This window comes from Hymenobacter setariae (genome assembly GCF_007713685.1).
Lineage (GTDB): Bacteria > Bacteroidota > Bacteroidia > Cytophagales > Hymenobacteraceae > Hymenobacter > Hymenobacter setariae.
Genome location: NZ_VMRJ01000001.1, coordinates 1,098,351 through 1,117,052, shown reverse-complemented (window position 1 = coordinate 1,117,052; position 18,702 = coordinate 1,098,351). Strand labels below are relative to the sequence as shown.

The window sequence follows — 18,702 nt, the reverse complement described above, 5'->3', positions numbered from 1 at the left end:
TGGGGAAGCCAAACTTACAGCGGCTTGAAGCTGACGGCGGCCCCGCCGCCCGGTGCCAGCCGCAGCGTGAGGGTCGATTTACTGGTCACGACCTGCTTCGTAATCTGATAGGCTGCAGGGTTTTTTTGCCAATCGGCGCCCTTCCCATCGGCGTAGATGGTGGCTTGGTAGCGGCGGCCGGGCGTCAGAAAATCCAGCTTCACGGGCTGCTGGCGGGCATTTTCGTCGGTGATGCTGCCTAGGTACCACTCATCCTTGCCTTTGGCCTTGCGGGCGGTGGTGAGGTAGTCGCCGGGCTCGGCGGCCACGATGCGCGTATCGTCCCAATCCACTGGCACGTCTTCGATAAACTGAAAGGCGTCGAGGTGCTCGTTGTAGTTTTCGGGCAGGTCGGCAGCCATTTGCAGGGGCGAGTACAGCACCACGTACAGGGCCAATTGCTTGGCTAGCGTGGTTTGCACCTGGCGCTTGCCGGTGGGTTCGTAATTCTGCAGCTTGAAGATGCCGGGCGTGTAGTCCATCGGCCCGCCCATGAAGCGGGTGAAAGGCATAATGGTCTCGTGCTCAGGCGGGCTGCCGATGCTGAAGGCGTTGTACTCGTTGCCGCGGCCGGCCTCGCTGGCCATCCAGTTGGGGTAGGTGCGAGAGAGGCCGGTGGGGCGCACCGACTCGTGCATATCGACCGCGACGTGGTGCTTGGCGGCCATTTCGGCCACCCGTACAAAGTGGTTGCTCATCCACTGCCCGTCGTGGTGCTCGCCCCTCGGGATGATGCGGCCCACGTAGCCCGTTTTCACGGCCGGGTAGCCGTACTTGTTCATGAACTGATAGGCTGTATCGAGGTGCTGCTCGTAGTTGGTGGCGGCGCCCGAGGTTTCGTTGTGCATTATCATCTGCACGCCTTTGCTCTTGGCGTAGTCGCTGATTTCTTGCACGTTGAAATCGGGGTAGGGCGTCACGAAGTCGAATACGTTCTCCTTCCAGTTGCCAAACCAGTCTTCCCAGCCGGTGTTCCAACCCTCTACTAGTACGCCGCCTAGGTGGTGCTGCGCGGCAAAGTCGATGTAGCGCTTCACGTTTTGGGTGTTGGCGCCGTGGCGGCCGGTCGGGATGAGCTGGCCCTTGGCATCGAGCGTGTCGAGGCTGTTAGCGTACTTCCAGTCCGACTTGCCAATCTGCATTTCCCACCACACGCCCACAAATTTCATGGGCTTAATCCAATCGGTGTTGGCGAGCTTGCTAGGTTCGTTGAGGTTAAGAATTAGCTTCGAGGCTAGGATATCAGTAGCCTTATCGCTGACAATGACTGTGCGCCAGGGCGTATTAGCAGGCGCGTGCAAGAAGGCCTTGCTACCCACCGCATCGGGCACCAGCCGGGCCGTGAGGCGGTGGCTGGCCCGGTCCACATGCAGCTGCATGGCCGGGTAGTTGACCTGCGCTGCTTCGTGAATGTTGATGTACAGGCCGTTATCGGCCTTGAGCATGAGCGGCGTGGCTACGGCCTGCGCATCGGGTGCTACGCGCACCGCAATCTCGGTCGAGGACTTCACCTGCGCCGAATTATCAACCGCGCTCAGCCGCGACTTGGTGTAGAGGTACTCGTTGGTGTCATAGTCGCCGGGTATCCAGAAGGCCTGGTGGTCGGCGGGCAGGGCAAACTCAGTAAGCTCGTCCAGTACCACGAAGTTGCCGAGCGCCTGCTGCCGCGGAAACTCGTAGCGAAAGCCCACACCATCGGCAAAGACCCGAAATACCACGTCCAGGCGGCGGCCGGGAGCGGCTTTTTGGCGCAGGTGCACCGTCAGTTGCTGGTAGTGGTTGCGGATGTTCTTAACCTCGCCCCACACCGGCTGCCAGGTTTCATCTACGTCCTTCACCTCGCTGCCCGTCAGGGTCAGCGCGCCATCAAAGCCTTGGTTATCTTGGAATACCAGCCCCAAGCGCGAGGGCTGCACCACCGGCTTCTGGCCGTAGGCTATGCTATAAGAAGGCTGCCCATTGGCACCTAGGGCGAAGCTGAGGCTCACCTTGTCGAGGCGGGCGGTGAGTGGGGTAGGGGACTGCGCGGCCGCCCGCAAGCCAGCGGCTAGTAGCAGTACAAACAAAGACTTGTGCATTCTTTCAGAAATCGATTTCGGAGCTAGGCCATAGTCTACGGTTTGCCTCCGCAGGTTGCCGGCCGGCACCCGATTTATTTCTGCAAAGTTGCTGGTGATAGCGCCGCGCCGGAGTGCTCACGGTAGCTGGTCCAGACTTATTCGGCTGACCCTAAGCCAGGTGCTTTTACCGGCTCCCTTAATTAGGAATAGCTTCGTCGGCTACTGCCGCCTGCGAGGTGCCAGGCTTGACCCAGCCCGTAATCACCCGGCCGGGGTCATAATTGATGTAGCCATTAGGCAGCTTGCGAATGGTTTGGTAAACCGCGCTGAAATAATAACGGCCCGTGGGTGCATCGTAACGGCCAATGCCCTGGCCAAGCTGGCGGTAGGTCACCGCAGCGTCGAGTGGAAGGAGGAGCGCGTCTAGTTTCTGCACGCTGTGCGCTTGGGGGTTGACTGCCACCGTGATGCCAATGCGGCCTTCTTTATTGCGCCGCACGGGTAGTGTTGCCGCGTAATGAGCTGGCCCCTGGAAGACACGTTCGGGCTTGACTAAGCGCTGGCTGGCCAAGGGCCCCAGCGGAATAGAGTAGGCAGTGCCGCGCGTAGTGCTAGTGTCAGGTGTCGTTCTGGCTTTGGCAGCCGGGCCAGCCTGGCCGTAGGAGCAAGGTGCTAGCAGGCAAGCGCCAAGTACTAGTAAGGTAGCAGAGGAGGCAGGCATAAAGTGAGGATTACAGAGGAATGAGACTTATTAGCGACGCTTGCGGCATCGGTATGAGCCTTAAGGTAGCAGAAATATGGGCGCTGGCCGGCTAGGCAGCACGCCCAACGGGTGATAGCACCACCAGCCACCCGCAACTTTCTGCCGTGAGCGCAGTAGGCTATAGAAAGGATACGCCGCCGGGAGTTGCTTTTCAGTGCTCTTGTTGCGTGCTTCACACCATTCTTTTCCTACCCACTTATGGCTACCTCCGACCAACCCGCAGGCGAGCAACAGCGCCCGCCAGACCCCACCCAATTGGGCGCCGACCAAGGCCCCGCCACCACCTCGCGCGACGATGCCCACGACATGTCGCCGGTGCTAGCTGATACAGATAGTGCATCGGCCCAGCAAGATGCAAGCTCCGAGGCCAAAACAGCTCAGGGCTCCGACTTCGACCAGCAACGGCAGCAAGGCGCCGCTCCCGGCGGCCATTACGGCGACGTGGGCCGCAGCATGGGCATGGGCCAGACTGCCGATACCGGCGACGAAGACCGTGGCTACGACCAGAGCAGCCAACGGGGTGGGGTAGGCAGTAGCGGCGGCCGCGAAGACCTGAGCGACCGCCAAACAGATACCGACCAAAACCCCTATACCGGGGGCTACGGCGGCCAGGCACCCGACCAGCCCGCGGCTTCTCAAAGCCAGCACCTAGGGCTGAATACACCCAACCCAACCGAGGACGAGTAGGCCTCTGCGTAAAGCGACCGAAGCGCCTAGCGAGCTTTTGGCCCTAAAGCACAAAAACTGTCATGCTGAGCTTGCGAAGCATCTTTTCACGGTTATTAACCCTAGCGTGAAAAGATGCTTCGCAGATTCAGTATGACAGCTTTTAAGGTAGTTGTATAGAATTTAGGCGCGCTGCCCTTGGGCTTGCGTTAGTAACTGACAAAGAGTATGGTAAGGGACCTAGGGAACGCAGGCCATTGCCGCGCACGTCGGCTGGTAGCTGGCAGGAATAGTGCCGTTATCGCCCAACCGTTCGGCTGCTAAATTAAGTCCAGTCCTTCGCCAAGCTTATACTACTGGCACAATACCTCCATCAACTAAGTAGTTGGCGCCGGTTAAGTAGGATGCGGCAGGTGAAGCCAGAAAATACACCAGCGAAGCAACTTCCTTCGGTTCCGCCATGCGCCCCATGGGAATACCGCCCACGCGAGCCGCCATTTGTTGAAAGGTTTCCTCTGCACTGAGGCCGGAAGTGGCCGCCGCCTTCTGAATGAGTTGTTGCATCAGGGGCGTGTTGGTTGCCCCTGGCGAAACGGTCAACACGCGTATGCCCTGGGGGGCAAGTTCAGTAGAAAGCGCTTTGCTGTAAGCATTTAACCCTGCTTTAGACACGGCATACGCCATATTCTGATACCACACGGGCTTTACACCAGCCACTGACGAGACGTGAATAATCACCCCGCTTTTTCTCGCTATCATGCTGGGTAGCAGCGCGCGGTCTAGTCGAATAGCAGCCAGTAAGTTGAATTGCAACTCCTGCTCCCAGTGCTGGTCCGTTAAGCTACTAAATCCTCCACCTGGCGCCGTCACGCCGCCGATATTATCAATTAGAATATCTAGGCCTCCAAACCTTTCGTTGATGGCCTGGGCGAGCTGGTCTACCTGTTGCGGCTGGGTCAAATCGGCCGCGATAAAATGATGGGCCAGTTTGGTTTCTTCAGGATGCTGGCGGGCGGTAATAATAACCTGGGCGCCTGCTTGGCTCAACTTGTCCGCAATGGCTTTGCCAATGCCTTTGGTGCCACCCGTTACCAACGCCGTTTTACCAGCGAGGTCTTGATATTGATTTTGGTTGCTTTCCATCTGACTCATTTTCTTGATAAAAGACAGATGCAAAGTTCCAGGCCTGCTCAAACGGGCAGGTAACTGAAATCAATCTAAAAAGTATACAAAACATGCCATGCTTACCCAGGCGCGGCAGCTACCTAGGGTGCGCCGACGGGGCAGCGGGGCCCACCAAGTCCGCTTAGGCCTTGCGGCGGAGGGAGAGGGGCGTGTGGCCGGTGTGCTTCTTGAAGAAGTTGTTGAAGTAAGTAGGGTATTCAAAGCCGAGGCAAGCGGCAATGCTGGCGACGCTCCAGTCGGTGTGCTGTAGAAGTGCCTTGGCCTCGTCTAGGATGCGGCCGGCAATGTGAGCACTGGTCGGCTTGCCCGTTACCTGCTTCACGGCTTTGTTGAGGTGATTGACTTGCACAGCCAGCCGGTCGGCAAATTCCTGCGGCGTTTTGAGGGGCAACTGCTGCGTTGGAAGCTCAATCGGAAACAGGCGCTCCAGCAGTTCCAGAAAGAGCGACGTGAGGCGGGTCGCGGCGTTCTTAGGTTGAAAAAACGTATCCACTGGCTGTAGGTGCAGCGCCTCGTGAATGAGCAACTGCACATACGTGCGAATCAGGTCGCCCTTGAACGGATAGTCCCCTTGCTGCTCGGCCAACATCTTGTGAAAGATACTTCTGACATATTCGGCTTGCTGCGCAGGGAGTTTAAATAGCGGGGGGCTGCCAATGCGAAACAGCGGCGACTGGTGCAGGCTTTCCGAACGGTCGGCGGCTTTCACAAACTCCTCAGTAAACAAGCAGGCGTGGGCGCGCAGCCGGTCTGTGCGCAGCTCCAGCGAATAGGGAATATGCGGATTGGTAAAGAACAAGTACTGCCCGTCCAGCTCCAGGCTTTGGTGCGCGTAGTGAATCAGGCACTTGCTTTCCATCAACAGCACTTTGTAATAGTCGCGCCGGCTAAATAGCTGTGCAGCAAGTCGTGTCTGCTCCGTCTCCTGCAGCGTAAAGTTTTTCTCGTACACCTTGAAGCCCTTCAACTCTAAATTGAGGAGGGGGGAGGGGCTAGGGCTCATGCGATAGAAGCACAGAAGTGGCTCTGCTACTGGTTGGGTGGTCTAGTTGCAATGAACAGCGAGCTAAAGTATGTAATTCAGCAGGCCGGCTTCAACTTGGGGAGATAAGTGGTAGCCTAAGGTAGCGTGGCCGCGGTCAAGGTTGAATGAGGCGTTGAGATTGCACCAGTTCCTGCCGCACGCGCTATAAAATCCTGCGCTTCGCCGGCTGCTAGCTTACCGAAAAGGCCTCTCTGCCCACTGGCAATTCAAGTTAAAATACCTTACCGTAGTTCTTTACTATTCGAACACGCTTTTAGACTATATGCTTCGCCGCTGGCTGGGCTGACAGAGCTAAGCCGGGACTTGCAGCGACGACTCACGAATGAATAGCTCGGGCTGCAGCACTACTTGGCGCTGCACAAACTGAGCCTCGGGCGCGGTGGATAGCTCCAAAAACAAGCGTACTACAGCTTCGCCCATCTCCTCGCAGCGCTGGTCAACAGAAGTGAGCCTAGGTTCCGTAATGGCCGTGAAGCCCTCATTGCTGAAGCCTGCCAGGGCAATGTCTTGCGGCACGCGGATGCCTTGGCTCTTGAGCGTTTGCAGGGCACCTAGGATAACCGAGTCGCCAGCCCCGAAGATGCCATCGACGGGGGTAGGCAGCATGAGTAGCTGGCGCGTGGCTTGCGCGCCGTCTTCCTGCGTCATGTCGGAGTAGATAATGAGCTCTTCCTCAGGTGCGATGCCGTGGGCAGCCAGCGCGTTGAGGTAGCCTTGCTGCCGCTCGCGGTAGATGTTGAGGTGCTGCGGCCCCGCTAAGTGCGCAATGCGGCGGCAGCCCTGCTCCAATAGGTGGTTGGTAGCCGCAAAGCCGCCCGCCTGGTCATTGAGCACCACCGAATTGACATACTCGCTGGTTGGGATGCGGTCGAAGAAAACCAGTGGAATGCCGCGCGCCCGCACCTTGTCAAAGTGGTGAAACTCCTGCGTGTTGCGAGCCAGCGATACCAGCACCCCCGCTACTTGGGCGTGCAGCAGCGTTTCCACGTTGCGGCGCTCTATCTGCACGTCTTCGTGCGACTGACACACGATGACGCTGAAGCCGGCCTTGCTGGCGGCCTGCTCGATACCCTGGATAACCGACGGGAAAAACTTGCCCTCAATGTAGGGCACCACCACGCCCAGCAAGCGGCTTTGGCCCTTGCGTAAAGCGGCGGCGAGGTGATTGGGCTGGTAGTTGAGCTTCTTGGCCAGCTTGAGCACCCGCTGCTTGGTAGCCGCCCCGATGCTGTGGTGGTCGCTCAGGGCCCGCGAGATGGTCGTCATCGACACACCTAGCTCCCGGGCGAGGTCGGCCATCGAAACAGTGTGCGGGGTGGTAGTCGGTTGCTTTTTGCGGGGAGTCATAACTGCACGGCGAGCCGGCAGCAAAAAGGCCGGTCAGATGCAACCACAAAGCTAAGGGGAGAAGAAAAAAAATGGCTTTTTTGGCCCTAGGTGCCGGTTTTTAAGCTCCTGCTTAGCAAGTGACTCCTTAGTTAACCTAGACGTTTATTGTAGTTATTACTTGTGCAAACCCATCCGTAAGCACAAACGTTTGTGCGTAAGCGATAGATAGGTTATAATCTGGTTGAGCTAGGGTGGCACCTTCTCGGTTTGTTGCAGGAAGTGTGTCTTGCCTATCTATATATTCCGGAAAAAACGCGTACTTCGTAGTTCTTTACACAATCGTTTATGTAAAGCCGCGCTTATGAAAAAACTCTTACTGCTGGGGCTTCTGCTCCGTGGCCTGTGCAGCCAAGCGCAGGCCCCCTCACCGGCCATTCCCATCCACGACCCGGTGCTGACACAGCAAAACGGCACGTACTATCTCTTCGGCACGGGCAACGGCGTCACGGTGTGGTCGTCGAAAGACCGCAAGAACTGGATTGCCGAAAAGCCGGTTTTTGCCACGCCGCCGGCCTGGGCGCAGCGCGATGTGCCGGGATTTAAGGAGCACATTTGGGCGCCCGATATTTCGTATCACAACGGCCAGTACAGCTTGTTCTATTCCATCTCCACGTTTGGTAAGAATCGCTCGGCCATTGGGCTGGCTACCAATAAAACGCTGGACCCTAAGTCGCCCGACTTCAAGTGGACCGACCACGGCCCAGTTATCGAGTCGGCGCCCGGCCGCGATATGTGGAACGCTATCGACCCCAACCTGGTGCGCGACGAGCGCGGCACGCCATGGCTCACGTTTGGCTCATTTTGGAACGGCATCAAGCTGGTGCAGTTGAAGCCTGACCTCACCGGCCCGGCCGAACTCGCGCAGTGGCGCACACTGGCCCGCCGCCCGCGCACGGCCACCCTCACCGACTCGCTGCCCGGCGATGGCGCCATTGAGGGGCCGTTCATTTTCCGGCACGGCGACTATTACTACCTGTTTGTGTCGTTTGACTACTGCTGCCGCGGTCCCCAAAGCACCTACAAGATGATGGTGGGCCGCTCTAAGGCCGTGACTGGCCCCTACCTCGACCAGGCCGGCACGCCTATGGAGCAGGGCGGCGGCACGCTGGTTTTGCAGGGCAACGCCGACTGGTTTGGCGTGGGCCACAACGCCGTGGCAACCTTCGATAAGGTTGACTATCTCATATTTCACGGCTACGACGGCCACGACCGCGGCCGCCCCAAGCTGCGCATCGAGCCCCTTGTCTGGAGCGCCGCTGGCTGGCCCACCGTGGCCGCCAAATAGCTTTAAACCTTAACTCGCTTGTCATTACGAGGAGGCACGACGAAGCAATGACAAGCGGTTGTTGTCAACTAAAACAACTTTGCTTTCCCATCCCACTCCCATATCTCCCATGTTGCGTAAAACCCTGTCGCTTTTACTTCCTAACGTTGCCCTAGGTCTGCTGCTGGCGGCTGGCCCTGCCTCGGCGCAGGCCCCAGCCAGCCCGGGTGGCAACCCCATTATCCGCACCAAATACACCGCCGACCCAGCCGCGATGGTGCAGGACGGCACGGTGTACCTCTACACCGGCCACGACGAAGCGCCCGCCCCGCAGGAGCGCTACGTGATGCACGAGTGGCTGTGCTTTTCGTCGAAGGACATGGTGAACTGGACCGAGCACCCGTCGCCACTGAAGGTGAGCGATTTTGCTTGGGCCAAGGATGATGCTTGGGCTTCGCAGGTGATTGCGCGCAACGGCAAGTTTTATTGGTACGCGGCCGTGGAGCACGGCACCATTCCCGGCAAGGCCATTGGGGTGGCGGTGGCCGACAACCCCACCGGCCCGTTTAAAGACGCCCGCGGCTCGGCTTTGATTACCAACGATATGACCAAGTCGGCGACTATCAGCTGGGACGACATTGACCCTACCGTAATTATCGACAAGAAGGGGCAAGGCTATCTTTTCTGGGGCAATACGGCTTGCTACTACGCCAAGATCAAGCCCAATATGACCGAGCTAGATGGCCCCATCCAGACCGTGAGTGGGTTGCCGCGCTTTACGGAGGCGCCCTGGGTGCACGAGCACAACGGCTGGTACTACCTAAGCTTCGCCACTGAATTCCCAGAGAAAATAGCCTACGCCATGAGCCGCAGCCTCGACGGGCCGTGGGAGTACAAAGGGCTACTCAACGAAATAGCTGGCAATTCAAACACCAATCACCAGTCCATTATCGACTTCAAAGGCAAATCGTACTTCATCTATCACAACGGCGGCATGGACGTGAAGGGCAGCAGCTACCGCCGCTCGGTGTGCATCGACTACCTCTACTACAACAAAGACGGCACCCTGAAGCGCGTACAAATGACCACCGAGGGCGTGCAGGCCGCCAAGTAAACGCACCCCAAGAAGCCTAACGATAAAAGCGGTTGCCGTTGCTGTCCAGGACAGCAACGGCAACCGCTTTTTGCATAGTCGCTAAGTTAGTGGGCACTTAGGCCGGCGTAATCTTCAGCGCGTAGGCAATGGCGTTTGGCTGTTGAGCGGGCAGCGTCACGGCCAGCCCGTCCTTGGTGTGCTCAAACTTGAGCTTGCCCGGCACGCCCAGCAGCTCTACTTGCTTCACTTTACCCGAATAGTGCGGTCCGCCTACGGCCAGCGACTTCAGTAGCAGCTTGCCGCTGGTGGGCCACCCTAGGGCGGTGGCGAAGAGCATCTTGCCCTTGGTGACGTAGCGAATGTCCTCGGGGCCGAAGGGCTTGCCCTTGCCCTCGTTAAAGCCCTGGGCGCTGAGGGCGGCAGCAGCCTGTTGGGCCGGGCCTTCGCCGAATATTTTCCAGGGGCGGGTGCCGTAGATGCTCTCGCCGTTTACCTGCATCCAGGCGCCGATGCCCTCCACGATGGCGCGCTCCTGGTCGTCGATGGTGCCATTGCCGCGCACGGGCACGCTCACTAGCAGGTTGCCGTTTTTGCTCACCACATCCACTAGGGTGTGGATGACCGTCTTGGCGCTTTTGTAGCCGTGCTGGTCGTAGATGCGGCGGTCGTAGTGCCACTGGCCTAGGCAGGTATCGGTTTGCCAGGGCAGGGGCTCAATTTCGTTGCTTTGGCCGCGCTCGATGTCCCACACCATGCACTTGCGCTGCTCGGGCGTCAGAATTTTGCCCAAAACCACGGCCTCGTTGCGACCGCCGTGTCGCTGCGTACTAGTGTTGTACATGTGCGATGCGATGCGCAGGCCGGCGTCGTTCACGGGCCACAGCGGCAGGGCCGTGTCGTCGAAGTACACTACGTCGGGCTGGTATTTGTCGAGCAGTTCGATGGTGCGGTTGTAGAATTTCTCGCAGTACTCCTTGCTGGGCGGCGTCACGCCGTTGCCCCAGTTCCACTGCCGGTGTATCACGCCGTTGTCTTGGCTGTTTTCGCTCAGGGGGTGGTTTTGGGCGTAGAGGGCCTGCGGGTCGTAGCCCTGCCACCACTTGCCTTGGCCCTCGGCGGTCGTCACTTTGCCATCGTAGGGAACGCCGGCCAGCGGGCCATTCTTGTCAGCGCGTTGGGATACTTCCAGCCAACTCCAGGTGTGGGCGGCATGCACGCTCACGCCGAAGCGTAGGCCCTGCTTTTTGGCCGCCTTGGCCCAGCCGCCCACCAGGTCTTTTTTCGGACCTAGGCGGGTTGAGTTCCAGGTTTGGTGGCTGCTGTCGTAGAGATCGAAGTTGTCATGGTGATTGGCTAGGCACACGAAGTACTTGGCCCCAGCTTTCTTGTACAGCGCCAGCAACTCGTCGGGGTTCCACTCCTCGGCCTTCCACTCGTTTATCACGTCCTTGAAGCCGAATTTGGACGGGTGGCCGTACTTCTCACAGTGAAACTTGTACTGGTCGGAGCCCTCCTCGTACATGCCGCGGGCGTACCAGTCGCCGCGCTCGGGCTGGCACTGCGGCCCCCAGTGCGCCCACAGCCCAAACTTGGCATCGCGAAACCACTCGGGTGTTTGGTACTGGGCCAGCGAATCCCAGGTGGGCTTGAAAGGGCTAGGCGCCGTGAGCGCCAGCGGGCTCCAGTTGAGGCCCGCCACTACGCCGGGCAGCCACGCGGCGGGGGCCGCTAGGGCCAGGTTTTTGAGGAGGGTTCTACGATTCATGGGGAAGTAAAGAAGGGGTGGAGAGAGTGGGGTGCGAAGCAGCTTGGTGCGGGATTAATTCAAGTAAAAAGCCTTTTAAAGCGTTTGTCATTGCGAGCGTAGCGAAGCAAGCGCACCTGTTGAATTTGCTCGCCAGGCTCCGTGCCGATGCGATTGCTTCGCTACGCTCGCAATGACAAATGCTTCGAGCAACTCAGTATACAAACCTAGTAGCCCGGGTTCTGCGTCAGGTTCTTGTTCAAGTCGCGCTCCGACTGCGGGATGGGCCATAGCTCATTTTTGCCCACGATGAAGTTGCGCTTTTTGTAGAGATAATAGCCTTCAGCATCGACGGGGAAGGCGGTGTAGGTGCTCGGGTTATTGGTGAGCTTCATGCCCGTAAACTGCTTCTGGTTTTCGGAGGCGATGATGCCCCAGCGCAGGCAGTCGAAGTAGCGCAGGCCCTCGAAGGCAAACTCTACGCGGCGCTCGCGGCGCAGCACGGTGCGCAGCGTGGCCGGGTCGGTGGTCGTGACGGCGGGCATTTTGATGGCCGCCCGGCCCCGCACCTTATTGATGGTAGCATCGAGCAGGGCCTGGTCTACGGGGGCACCGCCCTCCAGCTTGGCCTCTAGGTACCCTAGGAGCACTTCGGCGTAGCGGATGATGGTAAAGTTGTTGCCGTCGTTGGTGGTGGTGGCCACGTTGGGGTCATCCTCCAAAAACTTGTAGATGGCGTAGCCGCTCCAAATGCCGGGATACTGGTTGAGGCGGTCGGGCAGGGTGGTATTAGGCAGCGCCGAGTAGGTGCGGCCCCGGAACGTGCTACGGTCCGAAATCAAGACCGTGAGGTCGAGGCGCGGGTCGCGGTTGGCGTAGGGGTTGTTTTTGTCGTAGAGCGGCGACTGCGTAATCGGCAGGCCATCAATGCACTCAAAGTCCTTTACCAGCTCGTTGAAGGGCGAATACTGGTGCCAGCCGCCCCAGGTTTCGGGCGTCAGGTATTGCAGCAGGGTATGGTCGTAGCTGTTGCGGATGTACTGCTGCGACATGATGACCTCGTGGCTCAGCTCCCCGGCGTTCAGAAACAGCTCGCGGTAGCGCGGGTCGATGCTGTAGTAGCCAAAGTCCATGATGGTCTTGTAGCTGGTGGCGGCGTCGGCCCACTTCTTCTGGGCCAGCTGTAGGCGCCCTAGGATGCCTAGGGCGCTGGCGGCCGTCATGTGGCCCTGGCTGGCATCGGGCACCGAGGGCGGCAGCACGGCAGCGGCAGCCCTCAGCTCCTTTTCGCAGAAGGCCCACACATCGGCCTTGGGCGTGCGAAACACGCTGTTGGCTTCTTCCACCGACAGCACGTGCTCGATGAGCGGCACGTCGCCAAAGTACAAGGCCAGGTTGAAATAGTCGTAGGCCCGGATGGTGCGCACCTCGTTCACCATAATGGCTTTCTGCCCAGCGTCCATCGTCACCTTGTCGATGTTGTCGAGGAAGTTATTGCAGCGCGTAATCTGCCGGTAGGTCTGGGTGTAGTAGTCGCGCACAAAGCCATAGGCCGAGTTGAGCGTGCCGTCGGTGAACTGGTCGGGAATGTACTCCTTCTCCGACCCGTCGCCGGCCATTAGGTCGAGGCCCAGCAGCGACTGGCCGGCCCAAAACGTGTAGTGCGTGTAGCCGTACCCCGTGTCATACACCCCGTTCAGGGCCAGGGTAGCGTCGTTGGCGGTGCGCCAGAAGGTGGCGTCCGAAATCGAGGAAAGCGGCTGCTTGTCGAGCAGGTCTTTGCAGCTGGTAGCCGTGCCAAGCAGCAGCCCTAGGGTAAGAATAGCCCCGGCGGGCCGGCGCAGGAAAGGGAATTTCATGATAATAGCCAGTTGAATAGTCCAGAGAATAGGCCCGCCTTAGAGCTTGACGTTCAGGCCAAAGGTGTACACCTTGGTGAGGGGGTAGAAGCTGGCGCCGCCACCCGAGCCCTGGCTGTTTTCGGGGTCCCAACCGGGGTAGAAGCTGTTGAGGCTGAATAGATTTTGGCCCCCGGCAAATACCCGCAGTCGGCTGATGTGCAGCTTTTGCAGCACGCCCGCAGGTAGCGTGTAGCCGATTTGCAGGTTTTTGAAGCGCAGGAACGTGCCCGAGCGGTTCCAGAAGGAGTTGGTTTGCACGTTGGCGCTGCCCTGCCCTAGGCTGGTGATGCGCGGGTACTTGGCATTGGGGTCAGGGTTGTCTACGGTCCAGGCGTTGTCGGCCTGCCACTGCTGAATGTTGCCGCCGTTGTAGTAGGCAAAAGCTTGATACGAACCCATTTGCACGGTATAGCCCCCTAGGCCCTGAAACAGCATGGCCAAATCGAAGCCCTTGTAGCTGGCCGTAATGTTGAGGCCGTAGGAGGTCTTAGGGCTCTTGTTGCCGATGATGGTGCGGTCGTAAGTAGCGTCCACCTTGCCGTCGGGCACCCCATCGGGGCCGCTGATGTCCTTGAAGCGAATGGCGCCCGGCTGGCCGCCGCTGGGCTGGGTGGGGTAGCTAGCCACGTCGGCCGCATCCTTAAACAGCCCGTCGGCCACGTAGCCGTAAATGGGGTTCAACTGCTGACCTAGGAAGAAGTTGGGAATCACCGACTGCAAGTCGCCGGCTATCTTGGTGACTTGCTGCTGGTTGTAGGTGAAGTTGGGCGACACCGCTAGGCGGAAGCCGCCGGCGCTGACGTTGTAGGTCAGAATGGCCTCAAAGCCCCGGTTACGAATCGAGCCGGCGTTCACGATGGGTGCATCGAGCCCTAGGGCACCCGATACCGGTACGCGGTAGAGAATGTCCTTGGCCGTGCGCTCGTACACGTCGAACGAGCCGCTGAGCTTGCCTTTCCAGAAGCTGAAATCCAGGCCGATATCGCCCGAGGTGGTGGTTTCCCACTGAATATCGGGGTTGGCTGCCGACGTCACCGCCGCGCCCGGCGCGATAACGCCGCCAAACGTGTACTTCGGGCTGGTGCTGAAGGTGTACTGATAGGGGTAGTTGGCAATATTAGCGTTGCCAAGCGTGCCATACGAACCCCTGATTTTTAACTCATCGAGCCAGGAAACCTGGTCTTTGATAAAGCGCTCCTCCGACAGGCGCCAGCCCGCCGACACGGCCGGGAAGAAGCCGTATTTGTTGCCCGGCGCGAAGCGCGACGACCCATCGTAGCGGGCATCAAACTCCAGCAAGTAGCGCTCGTTGAAATTGTAGTTCAGGCGGCCGAAGTAGGAGCGGAAGGCGTACTCGCCGGCCGAGCCGCCGTTTTGCTGGTTGGTGGTAGCGCCCGCGTCGAGCTGGTAGAGCAGGTTATTGGGAAACCGGTCGCGCGAGGCGTAGAACGAGTTGTCGCGGTGGTCTTCTTGCTGGTAGCCCAACAGCAACTTAAAGTTGTGCTCGCCAATAGACTTGGCGTAGGTCGCCAGGCCAATCAGCGTTACCTCCTGGCCGTCGTAGGTGCTGTTGTAGAGGTTATTTGGCCCCACATAGGTATTCTTGTCGAGGTTGATGTCGGGCCGAAACGTGGTGGTGGTGCCGGTGTAGTAGTGGTAGCCCGCCGTGCCGCTCAAACTCAGACCCTTGATGGGCTCATAGGTGAGGGCCGTGTTGCCGTAGAAGTTCTTGGCCCGAAACTTATCGAAGCTCTCGCTGTCGAGCCAGGCCTCGGGGGCATAGTAGTCTTGGTGCCCGTAGGTGCCGTCCGACTTGCGCCCGGCGTAGGTGTTGGGCTCGCGCACCGCGTACACAATAATGTCGTCGATGCTGCCCGAGTTAGACACGGGCTGGTTGCGAACTTGCGAGAAACCCAGCAGGCTGGTTTTCAGCGTTAAGTTGTCGCGCAGCTTGCTGTCGATGTTGGCCTGGATATCAAAGCGCTTGTTGTTGGTTTCGGCCGTGATGCCATCCTGGCCGCGGTAGCTGGCCGATAACAGGTAAGTCGTCTTGTTTTCGCCGCCCGCGAAGCTCAGGTTGTGGTACTGCTGAAAGCCCGAGCCCGAGTTGAGTAAGTCGCGTAGGTGGTAGGTATTGGGGAAATTGTCGGGGTCGGTACCGGCCTCGTAGTTGGCCACAGTTTGGGCCGAGGCACCGGTAAGGCGGGCGTAGGTAGCCGAATTCACGAACTGCGGCAGCTTGGCCACCTTTTCCCAGCCCACGTAATTGCTGTAGCTGATGTCGATTTTGCCCGGCTGTCCGCGCTTGGTCGTTATCAGAATAACGCCGTTGGCCGCCCGGTTGCCGTAAATGGCCGCCGAAGCCGCGTCCTTGAGTACCGTGATGGTACCGATGTTGTCGGGCGCCACGTCGTCAATCGAGCCCGCAATGCCGTCAATCAGCACCAGCGGCGCGCTGCCCGAGTTGAAGGTACCAATGCCCCGCACCGTGATGTTGGCCCCGTTGGCCCCCGGCCGGCCACTGGGCTGCTGCACCTGCACGCCGGGCGCCAAGCCCGCCAGCGCCTGCGACGCCTGCGTAATGGGCCGGTTGTCGATATCGCCCGACGAGATGGTAGCCACCGCGCCGGTTAGGTTGGCTTTTTTCTGGGTGCCGTAGCCTACCACCACTACTTCGTCGAGGCCTTTGGCCGAGGCCCCTAGAGTCACGGCCAGCGTGGCCTGGTCGGTGACGGGCACCTCCTGGCTGGCGTAGCCTACAAAGGAAAATTGCAGCGTGGCCGGCCCCGCCGGCAGCGGAATGCTGAACTTGCCATCGGCGCCGGTGCTCTGGCCGTTAGTAGTGCCTTTCTGGAGCACGGTTACGCCGGGCAGCGGGGCGCCGGTGTTGTCTGTCACGGTGCCCGCTACGGTGCGGGCGGCTTGCGCCTGGGCTGCCAGCGGAGCCAGGGCTAGCCCTAGGCCGGCTACCGCCAAGCCTAATGGCCGGCGCGTGGCAAACAAAAGCAAGTAAAATGGTACTTTCATGGTTTGCAAGTAGTTGAGTGGGAAAAATGAAGTACAGATTGGGCGTGCGCTAGCCGGCGGCCTAAAGTCGCTGGGTTAGCAATCGATTGTGTAGGGGCGTGAAAGAGCAGGCCGCTGGGGCCTAGGCTAGCTCAATCATGGCCTTGATAACCCCAGTGGCGGGGTTGAGCCAGGAGGCAAATTCAGCCTTTACCTCGCCAAAGCCCGTGCGGTGCGTGATGTAAGTAGTGGGCCTTACCAAGCCCTGCTTCAGCGCGCTGATGACATGCTCGAAGTCTTGGCGCGTGGCATTGCGGCTGCTCATAAGCGTGGCCTCGCGCTTGTGAAACTCGGGGTGCGAGAAGCTGAGTTCGCCCTTTTGCAAGCCCACCAGCACGTAGCGCCCGCCGTGGGCCAGGTAGGCAAATCCTTGGTTGATAGCTCCTAGGCTACCCGTGGCGTCGATAACCACCGTAGGCATGTCGCCATCGGTGATGGTGCGTAGCGCGTCGGCCACGTCCGTGTTCCGCCCATTAATAGTGTGGGCCACGCCGAGGTGCTCACGGCAGAAGGCCAAGCGCTGCTCATTCACATCGAGGGCAATGACCTGGGCACCCGCGATGCGCGCAAACTCCATGATGCCCAGTCCGATGGGGCCGGCACCCACCACCAGCACCCACTCGCCGGGCTGCACGCCTGCCCGGCGCACGCCGTGCGCCCCAATGGCCAGTGGCTCCACCAGCGCCAGCTCGTCATAGCCCAGGCCCTGGCCCACCACCAGGGCGGTGGCGGGCACGGCCAGCAGCTCGGCCATGCCGCCATCTACGTGCACGCCGCATACCTGCATGTGCATGCAGCAGTTGGGCTTGCCAGCGCGGCAGGCCACGCAGTGCCCGCAATTGAAGTAGGGGATGAAGGTCACGGCATCGCCCACGGCAAAGCCTTCGGCGCCGCCCGTATCCACAAGCTCGCCAGCCAGCTCGTGGCCCAGCACCCTAGGGTAGGCGAAGAAAGGCTGCGTGCCCTCAAAGGCGTGCAAATCGGTGCCGCATATGCCCACCCGCCGAATGCGCAGCAGCGCCTGGCCCGGCTGCGGCACGGGGGCCGGCCGGGTATCGTAGGCAAAGTGGCCGGGTTCAGTGCACACTAAAGTATTCATAGCTCAGAAAGTAGTTGACAAGAAAAAGTAGGCAGGTTAGTGGGCCGTGGAGAGCGTAAGCTGCTTTACCGAACTGTTGCGCAGCGCGAAGCCCAGCACCACCAAGAAACACAACGCGGGCACCAAGTAGGCGGTTTGGATGGTACTGGCGTCGGACACGTGGCCCATGATAACCGGCACCACCGCCCCACCCACAATGGCCATAATGAGCAGCGCGGAGCCATCCTTGGTGCGCGCCCCTAGGCCCCGAATGCCAAGTGAGAAAATGGTCGGGAACATGATGGACATGAAAAACTCGACCCCCAACAGCGCATATACTGCGCCCGTGCCGTGCAGGGTGGTGGCCAGCACCAGCAGCCCCACGTTGAGCACGCTGTAGAGCGCCAGCAGCCGGGCCGCCGGCACAAATCGCATGAGCACGGTACCTAGGAAGCGCCCCGCCATGAACCCAAACAGTGCCACCGCTAAGTACTGCGCCGCCAGCTTCTCATCCATATCCGCCACGCTACCCGCAAAGCGGATAAAGAAGCTGCTCACGCACACTTGCGCCCCCACGTAAAAAAACTGCGCTAGCACGCCGAATAGTAGGTTTTTCTGCTGCCACAGGCCGCCCTCGTCGGCAGTGGCGGCTTCCTCTTCGGCCAGGGCGGGCAGGGGCGTGCGCCACAGCAGCAAGGCCACCAGCAGCACCCCACCGCCAATAAGCAAATAGGGCACCTGCACGGCCGTAGCCTCGTGGTCGAGGTAGGCCCCTAGGGCGGCCGGCGACAACGCGGCCAGCTGCGCGCGACTTGGGCTATTGCCCGATAAGATAAAGATGCCGCCCAGTAGCGGGGCCAGCGTAGCCGCCAGGCCGTTGAATGACTGCGCAAAATTTAGCCGCTGGGTAGCGCCCTCGGGGCTGCCCAGGCCAGTGATGTAAGGGTTGGCCGCCGTTTCAAGAAAGGTGAGGCCGGAAGCAATAACGAACAGCGCCCCTAAGAAAAAAGCGTAGGAGCGCAGCGCCGCCGCGGGGTAGAATAGCAGCGCCCCCAGCGCAAATAGCCCTAGGCCCAGCAGCATGCCGCCCTTGTAGCCAAAGCGCTTCATAAACTGCCCGGCCGGCAGCGCCAGCAGAAAATACGCCAGGTAGGAGGCCGAGTCGATGAGCGCCGACTGGCCATCGGTAAGCTGGCAGGCTTTCTTGAGGTGCGGAATCAGAATCGGGTTTAGATTCAAGGCAAAGCCCCAGAGAAAGAATAGGCAGGTTATCAGGCCAACGGCAAACGTAGTAGAGCGGGCAGCGGTCACGGGTGGGATGGAGGCAGAAATAGGTAGAAGAGAAGTTGAAGCAGCACAAGGCGCGGTGCCTCGAGGTAGTAGGGCGCTGAAGCTACGCGGAGGCA

The 18,702-nt window shown here is 59.7% G+C and carries 13 protein-coding genes; 3 read left to right on the top strand and 10 right to left on the bottom strand.

Features of this window, described 5'->3' with window-relative positions; translation table 11 throughout:
• Positions 1 to 14: 14 nt before the first annotated feature.
• Positions 15 to 2,117, bottom strand: a complete 2,103-nt coding sequence (locus FNT36_RS04635; protein ID WP_144844815.1) for a glycoside hydrolase family 97 protein — start codon at positions 2,115 to 2,117, stop codon at positions 15 to 17.
• Between the two features lie 178 nt (positions 2,118 to 2,295).
• Positions 2,296 to 2,820 carry a hypothetical protein gene (locus FNT36_RS04630; protein WP_144844813.1) on the bottom strand — a complete coding sequence of 175 codons (525 nt, stop codon included), beginning with the start codon at positions 2,818 to 2,820 and terminating at the stop codon, positions 2,296 to 2,298.
• 240 nt (positions 2,821 to 3,060) lie between these two features.
• Between FNT36_RS04630 and FNT36_RS04625 the strand changes: the two genes are divergently transcribed.
• The gene (locus tag FNT36_RS04625) at positions 3,061 to 3,549 is read left to right on the top strand and encodes a hypothetical protein (RefSeq protein ID WP_144844811.1); all 489 of its coding nucleotides are present in this window, start codon (positions 3,061 to 3,063) and stop codon (positions 3,547 to 3,549) included.
• A 327-nt stretch (positions 3,550 to 3,876) separates the two neighbouring features.
• Here FNT36_RS04625 and FNT36_RS04620 read toward each other — a convergent pair whose 3' ends face one another.
• From FNT36_RS04620 to FNT36_RS04610, 3 genes are all read right to left on the bottom strand, one after another.
• Positions 3,877 to 4,680, bottom strand: a complete 804-nt coding sequence (locus FNT36_RS04620; RefSeq protein WP_233635682.1) for an SDR family oxidoreductase — start codon at positions 4,678 to 4,680, stop codon at positions 3,877 to 3,879.
• 154 nt (positions 4,681 to 4,834) lie between these two features.
• Positions 4,835 to 5,716, bottom strand: a complete 882-nt coding sequence (locus FNT36_RS04615) for a helix-turn-helix domain-containing protein (protein WP_144844810.1) — start codon at positions 5,714 to 5,716, stop codon at positions 4,835 to 4,837.
• Between the two features lie 333 nt (positions 5,717 to 6,049).
• Positions 6,050 to 7,105 (bottom strand): LacI family DNA-binding transcriptional regulator, encoded by a 1,056-nt coding sequence (locus tag FNT36_RS04610; protein ID WP_144844808.1) that lies wholly within the window; start codon positions 7,103 to 7,105, stop codon positions 6,050 to 6,052.
• A 343-nt stretch (positions 7,106 to 7,448) separates the two neighbouring features.
• Here FNT36_RS04610 and FNT36_RS04605 point away from each other — a divergent pair, with 343 nt between their 5' ends.
• Both FNT36_RS04605 and FNT36_RS04600 read left to right on the top strand, forming a co-directional pair.
• Positions 7,449 to 8,432: an arabinan endo-1,5-alpha-L-arabinosidase gene (locus FNT36_RS04605; protein ID WP_144844806.1), complete on the top strand. Its 984-nt coding sequence runs from the start codon at positions 7,449 to 7,451 to the stop codon at positions 8,430 to 8,432.
• A 109-nt stretch (positions 8,433 to 8,541) separates the two neighbouring features.
• The gene (locus FNT36_RS04600) at positions 8,542 to 9,525 is read left to right on the top strand and encodes a glycoside hydrolase family 43 protein (protein ID WP_144844804.1); all 984 of its coding nucleotides are present in this window, start codon (positions 8,542 to 8,544) and stop codon (positions 9,523 to 9,525) included.
• Positions 9,526 to 9,622: 97 nt separating this feature from the next.
• On the opposite strand, the gene FNT36_RS04595 is transcribed toward FNT36_RS04600, so the two are convergent.
• From FNT36_RS04595 to fucP, 5 genes are all read right to left on the bottom strand, one after another.
• Positions 9,623 to 11,272 (bottom strand): alpha-L-fucosidase, encoded by a 1,650-nt coding sequence (locus tag FNT36_RS04595; RefSeq protein ID WP_144844802.1) that lies wholly within the window; start codon positions 11,270 to 11,272, stop codon positions 9,623 to 9,625.
• Positions 11,273 to 11,478: 206 nt separating this feature from the next.
• Positions 11,479 to 13,110, bottom strand: a complete 1,632-nt coding sequence (locus FNT36_RS04590) for a RagB/SusD family nutrient uptake outer membrane protein (RefSeq protein WP_144844800.1) — start codon at positions 13,108 to 13,110, stop codon at positions 11,479 to 11,481.
• Positions 13,111 to 13,149: 39 nt separating this feature from the next.
• Entirely contained in the window at positions 13,150 to 16,179 is a 3,030-nt protein-coding gene (locus FNT36_RS04585; RefSeq protein WP_144844798.1) for a SusC/RagA family TonB-linked outer membrane protein, read from the bottom strand.
• 121 nt (positions 16,180 to 16,300) lie between these two features.
• On the bottom strand, positions 16,301 to 17,317 hold the full coding sequence (locus FNT36_RS04580; protein ID WP_144844796.1) for a zinc-binding alcohol dehydrogenase family protein: 1,017 nt from the start codon (positions 17,315 to 17,317) through the stop codon (positions 16,301 to 16,303).
• 36 nt (positions 17,318 to 17,353) lie between these two features.
• Complete coding sequence (gene fucP / locus FNT36_RS04575) at positions 17,354 to 18,607, bottom strand: L-fucose:H+ symporter permease (protein ID WP_144844794.1); 1,254 nt, start codon at positions 18,605 to 18,607, stop codon at positions 17,354 to 17,356.
• Between the last annotated feature and the right edge of the window lie 95 nt (positions 18,608 to 18,702).

Excerpts from the sequence above, each read along its gene's own strand:
- FNT36_RS04635 (WP_144844815.1), bottom strand. The coding sequence starts at position 2,117 with ATGCACAAGTCTTTGTTTGTACTGCTACTAGCCGCTGGCTTGCGGGCG.
- FNT36_RS04630 (WP_144844813.1), bottom strand. The coding sequence starts at position 2,820 with ATGCCTGCCTCCTCTGCTACCTTACTAGTACTTGGCGCTTGCCTGCTA.
- FNT36_RS04625 (WP_144844811.1), top strand. The coding sequence starts at position 3,061 with ATGGCTACCTCCGACCAACCCGCAGGCGAGCAACAGCGCCCGCCAGAC.
- FNT36_RS04620 (WP_233635682.1), bottom strand. The coding sequence starts at position 4,680 with ATGAGTCAGATGGAAAGCAACCAAAATCAATATCAAGACCTCGCTGGT.
- FNT36_RS04615 (WP_144844810.1), bottom strand. The coding sequence starts at position 5,716 with ATGAGCCCTAGCCCCTCCCCCCTCCTCAATTTAGAGTTGAAGGGCTTC.
- FNT36_RS04610 (WP_144844808.1), bottom strand. The coding sequence starts at position 7,105 with ATGACTCCCCGCAAAAAGCAACCGACTACCACCCCGCACACTGTTTCG.
- FNT36_RS04605 (WP_144844806.1), top strand. The coding sequence starts at position 7,449 with ATGAAAAAACTCTTACTGCTGGGGCTTCTGCTCCGTGGCCTGTGCAGC.
- FNT36_RS04600 (WP_144844804.1), top strand. The coding sequence starts at position 8,542 with ATGTTGCGTAAAACCCTGTCGCTTTTACTTCCTAACGTTGCCCTAGGT.
- FNT36_RS04595 (WP_144844802.1), bottom strand. The coding sequence starts at position 11,272 with ATGAATCGTAGAACCCTCCTCAAAAACCTGGCCCTAGCGGCCCCCGCC.
- FNT36_RS04590 (WP_144844800.1), bottom strand. The coding sequence starts at position 13,110 with ATGAAATTCCCTTTCCTGCGCCGGCCCGCCGGGGCTATTCTTACCCTA.
- FNT36_RS04585 (WP_144844798.1), bottom strand. The coding sequence starts at position 16,179 with ATGAAAGTACCATTTTACTTGCTTTTGTTTGCCACGCGCCGGCCATTA.
- FNT36_RS04580 (WP_144844796.1), bottom strand. The coding sequence starts at position 17,317 with ATGAATACTTTAGTGTGCACTGAACCCGGCCACTTTGCCTACGATACC.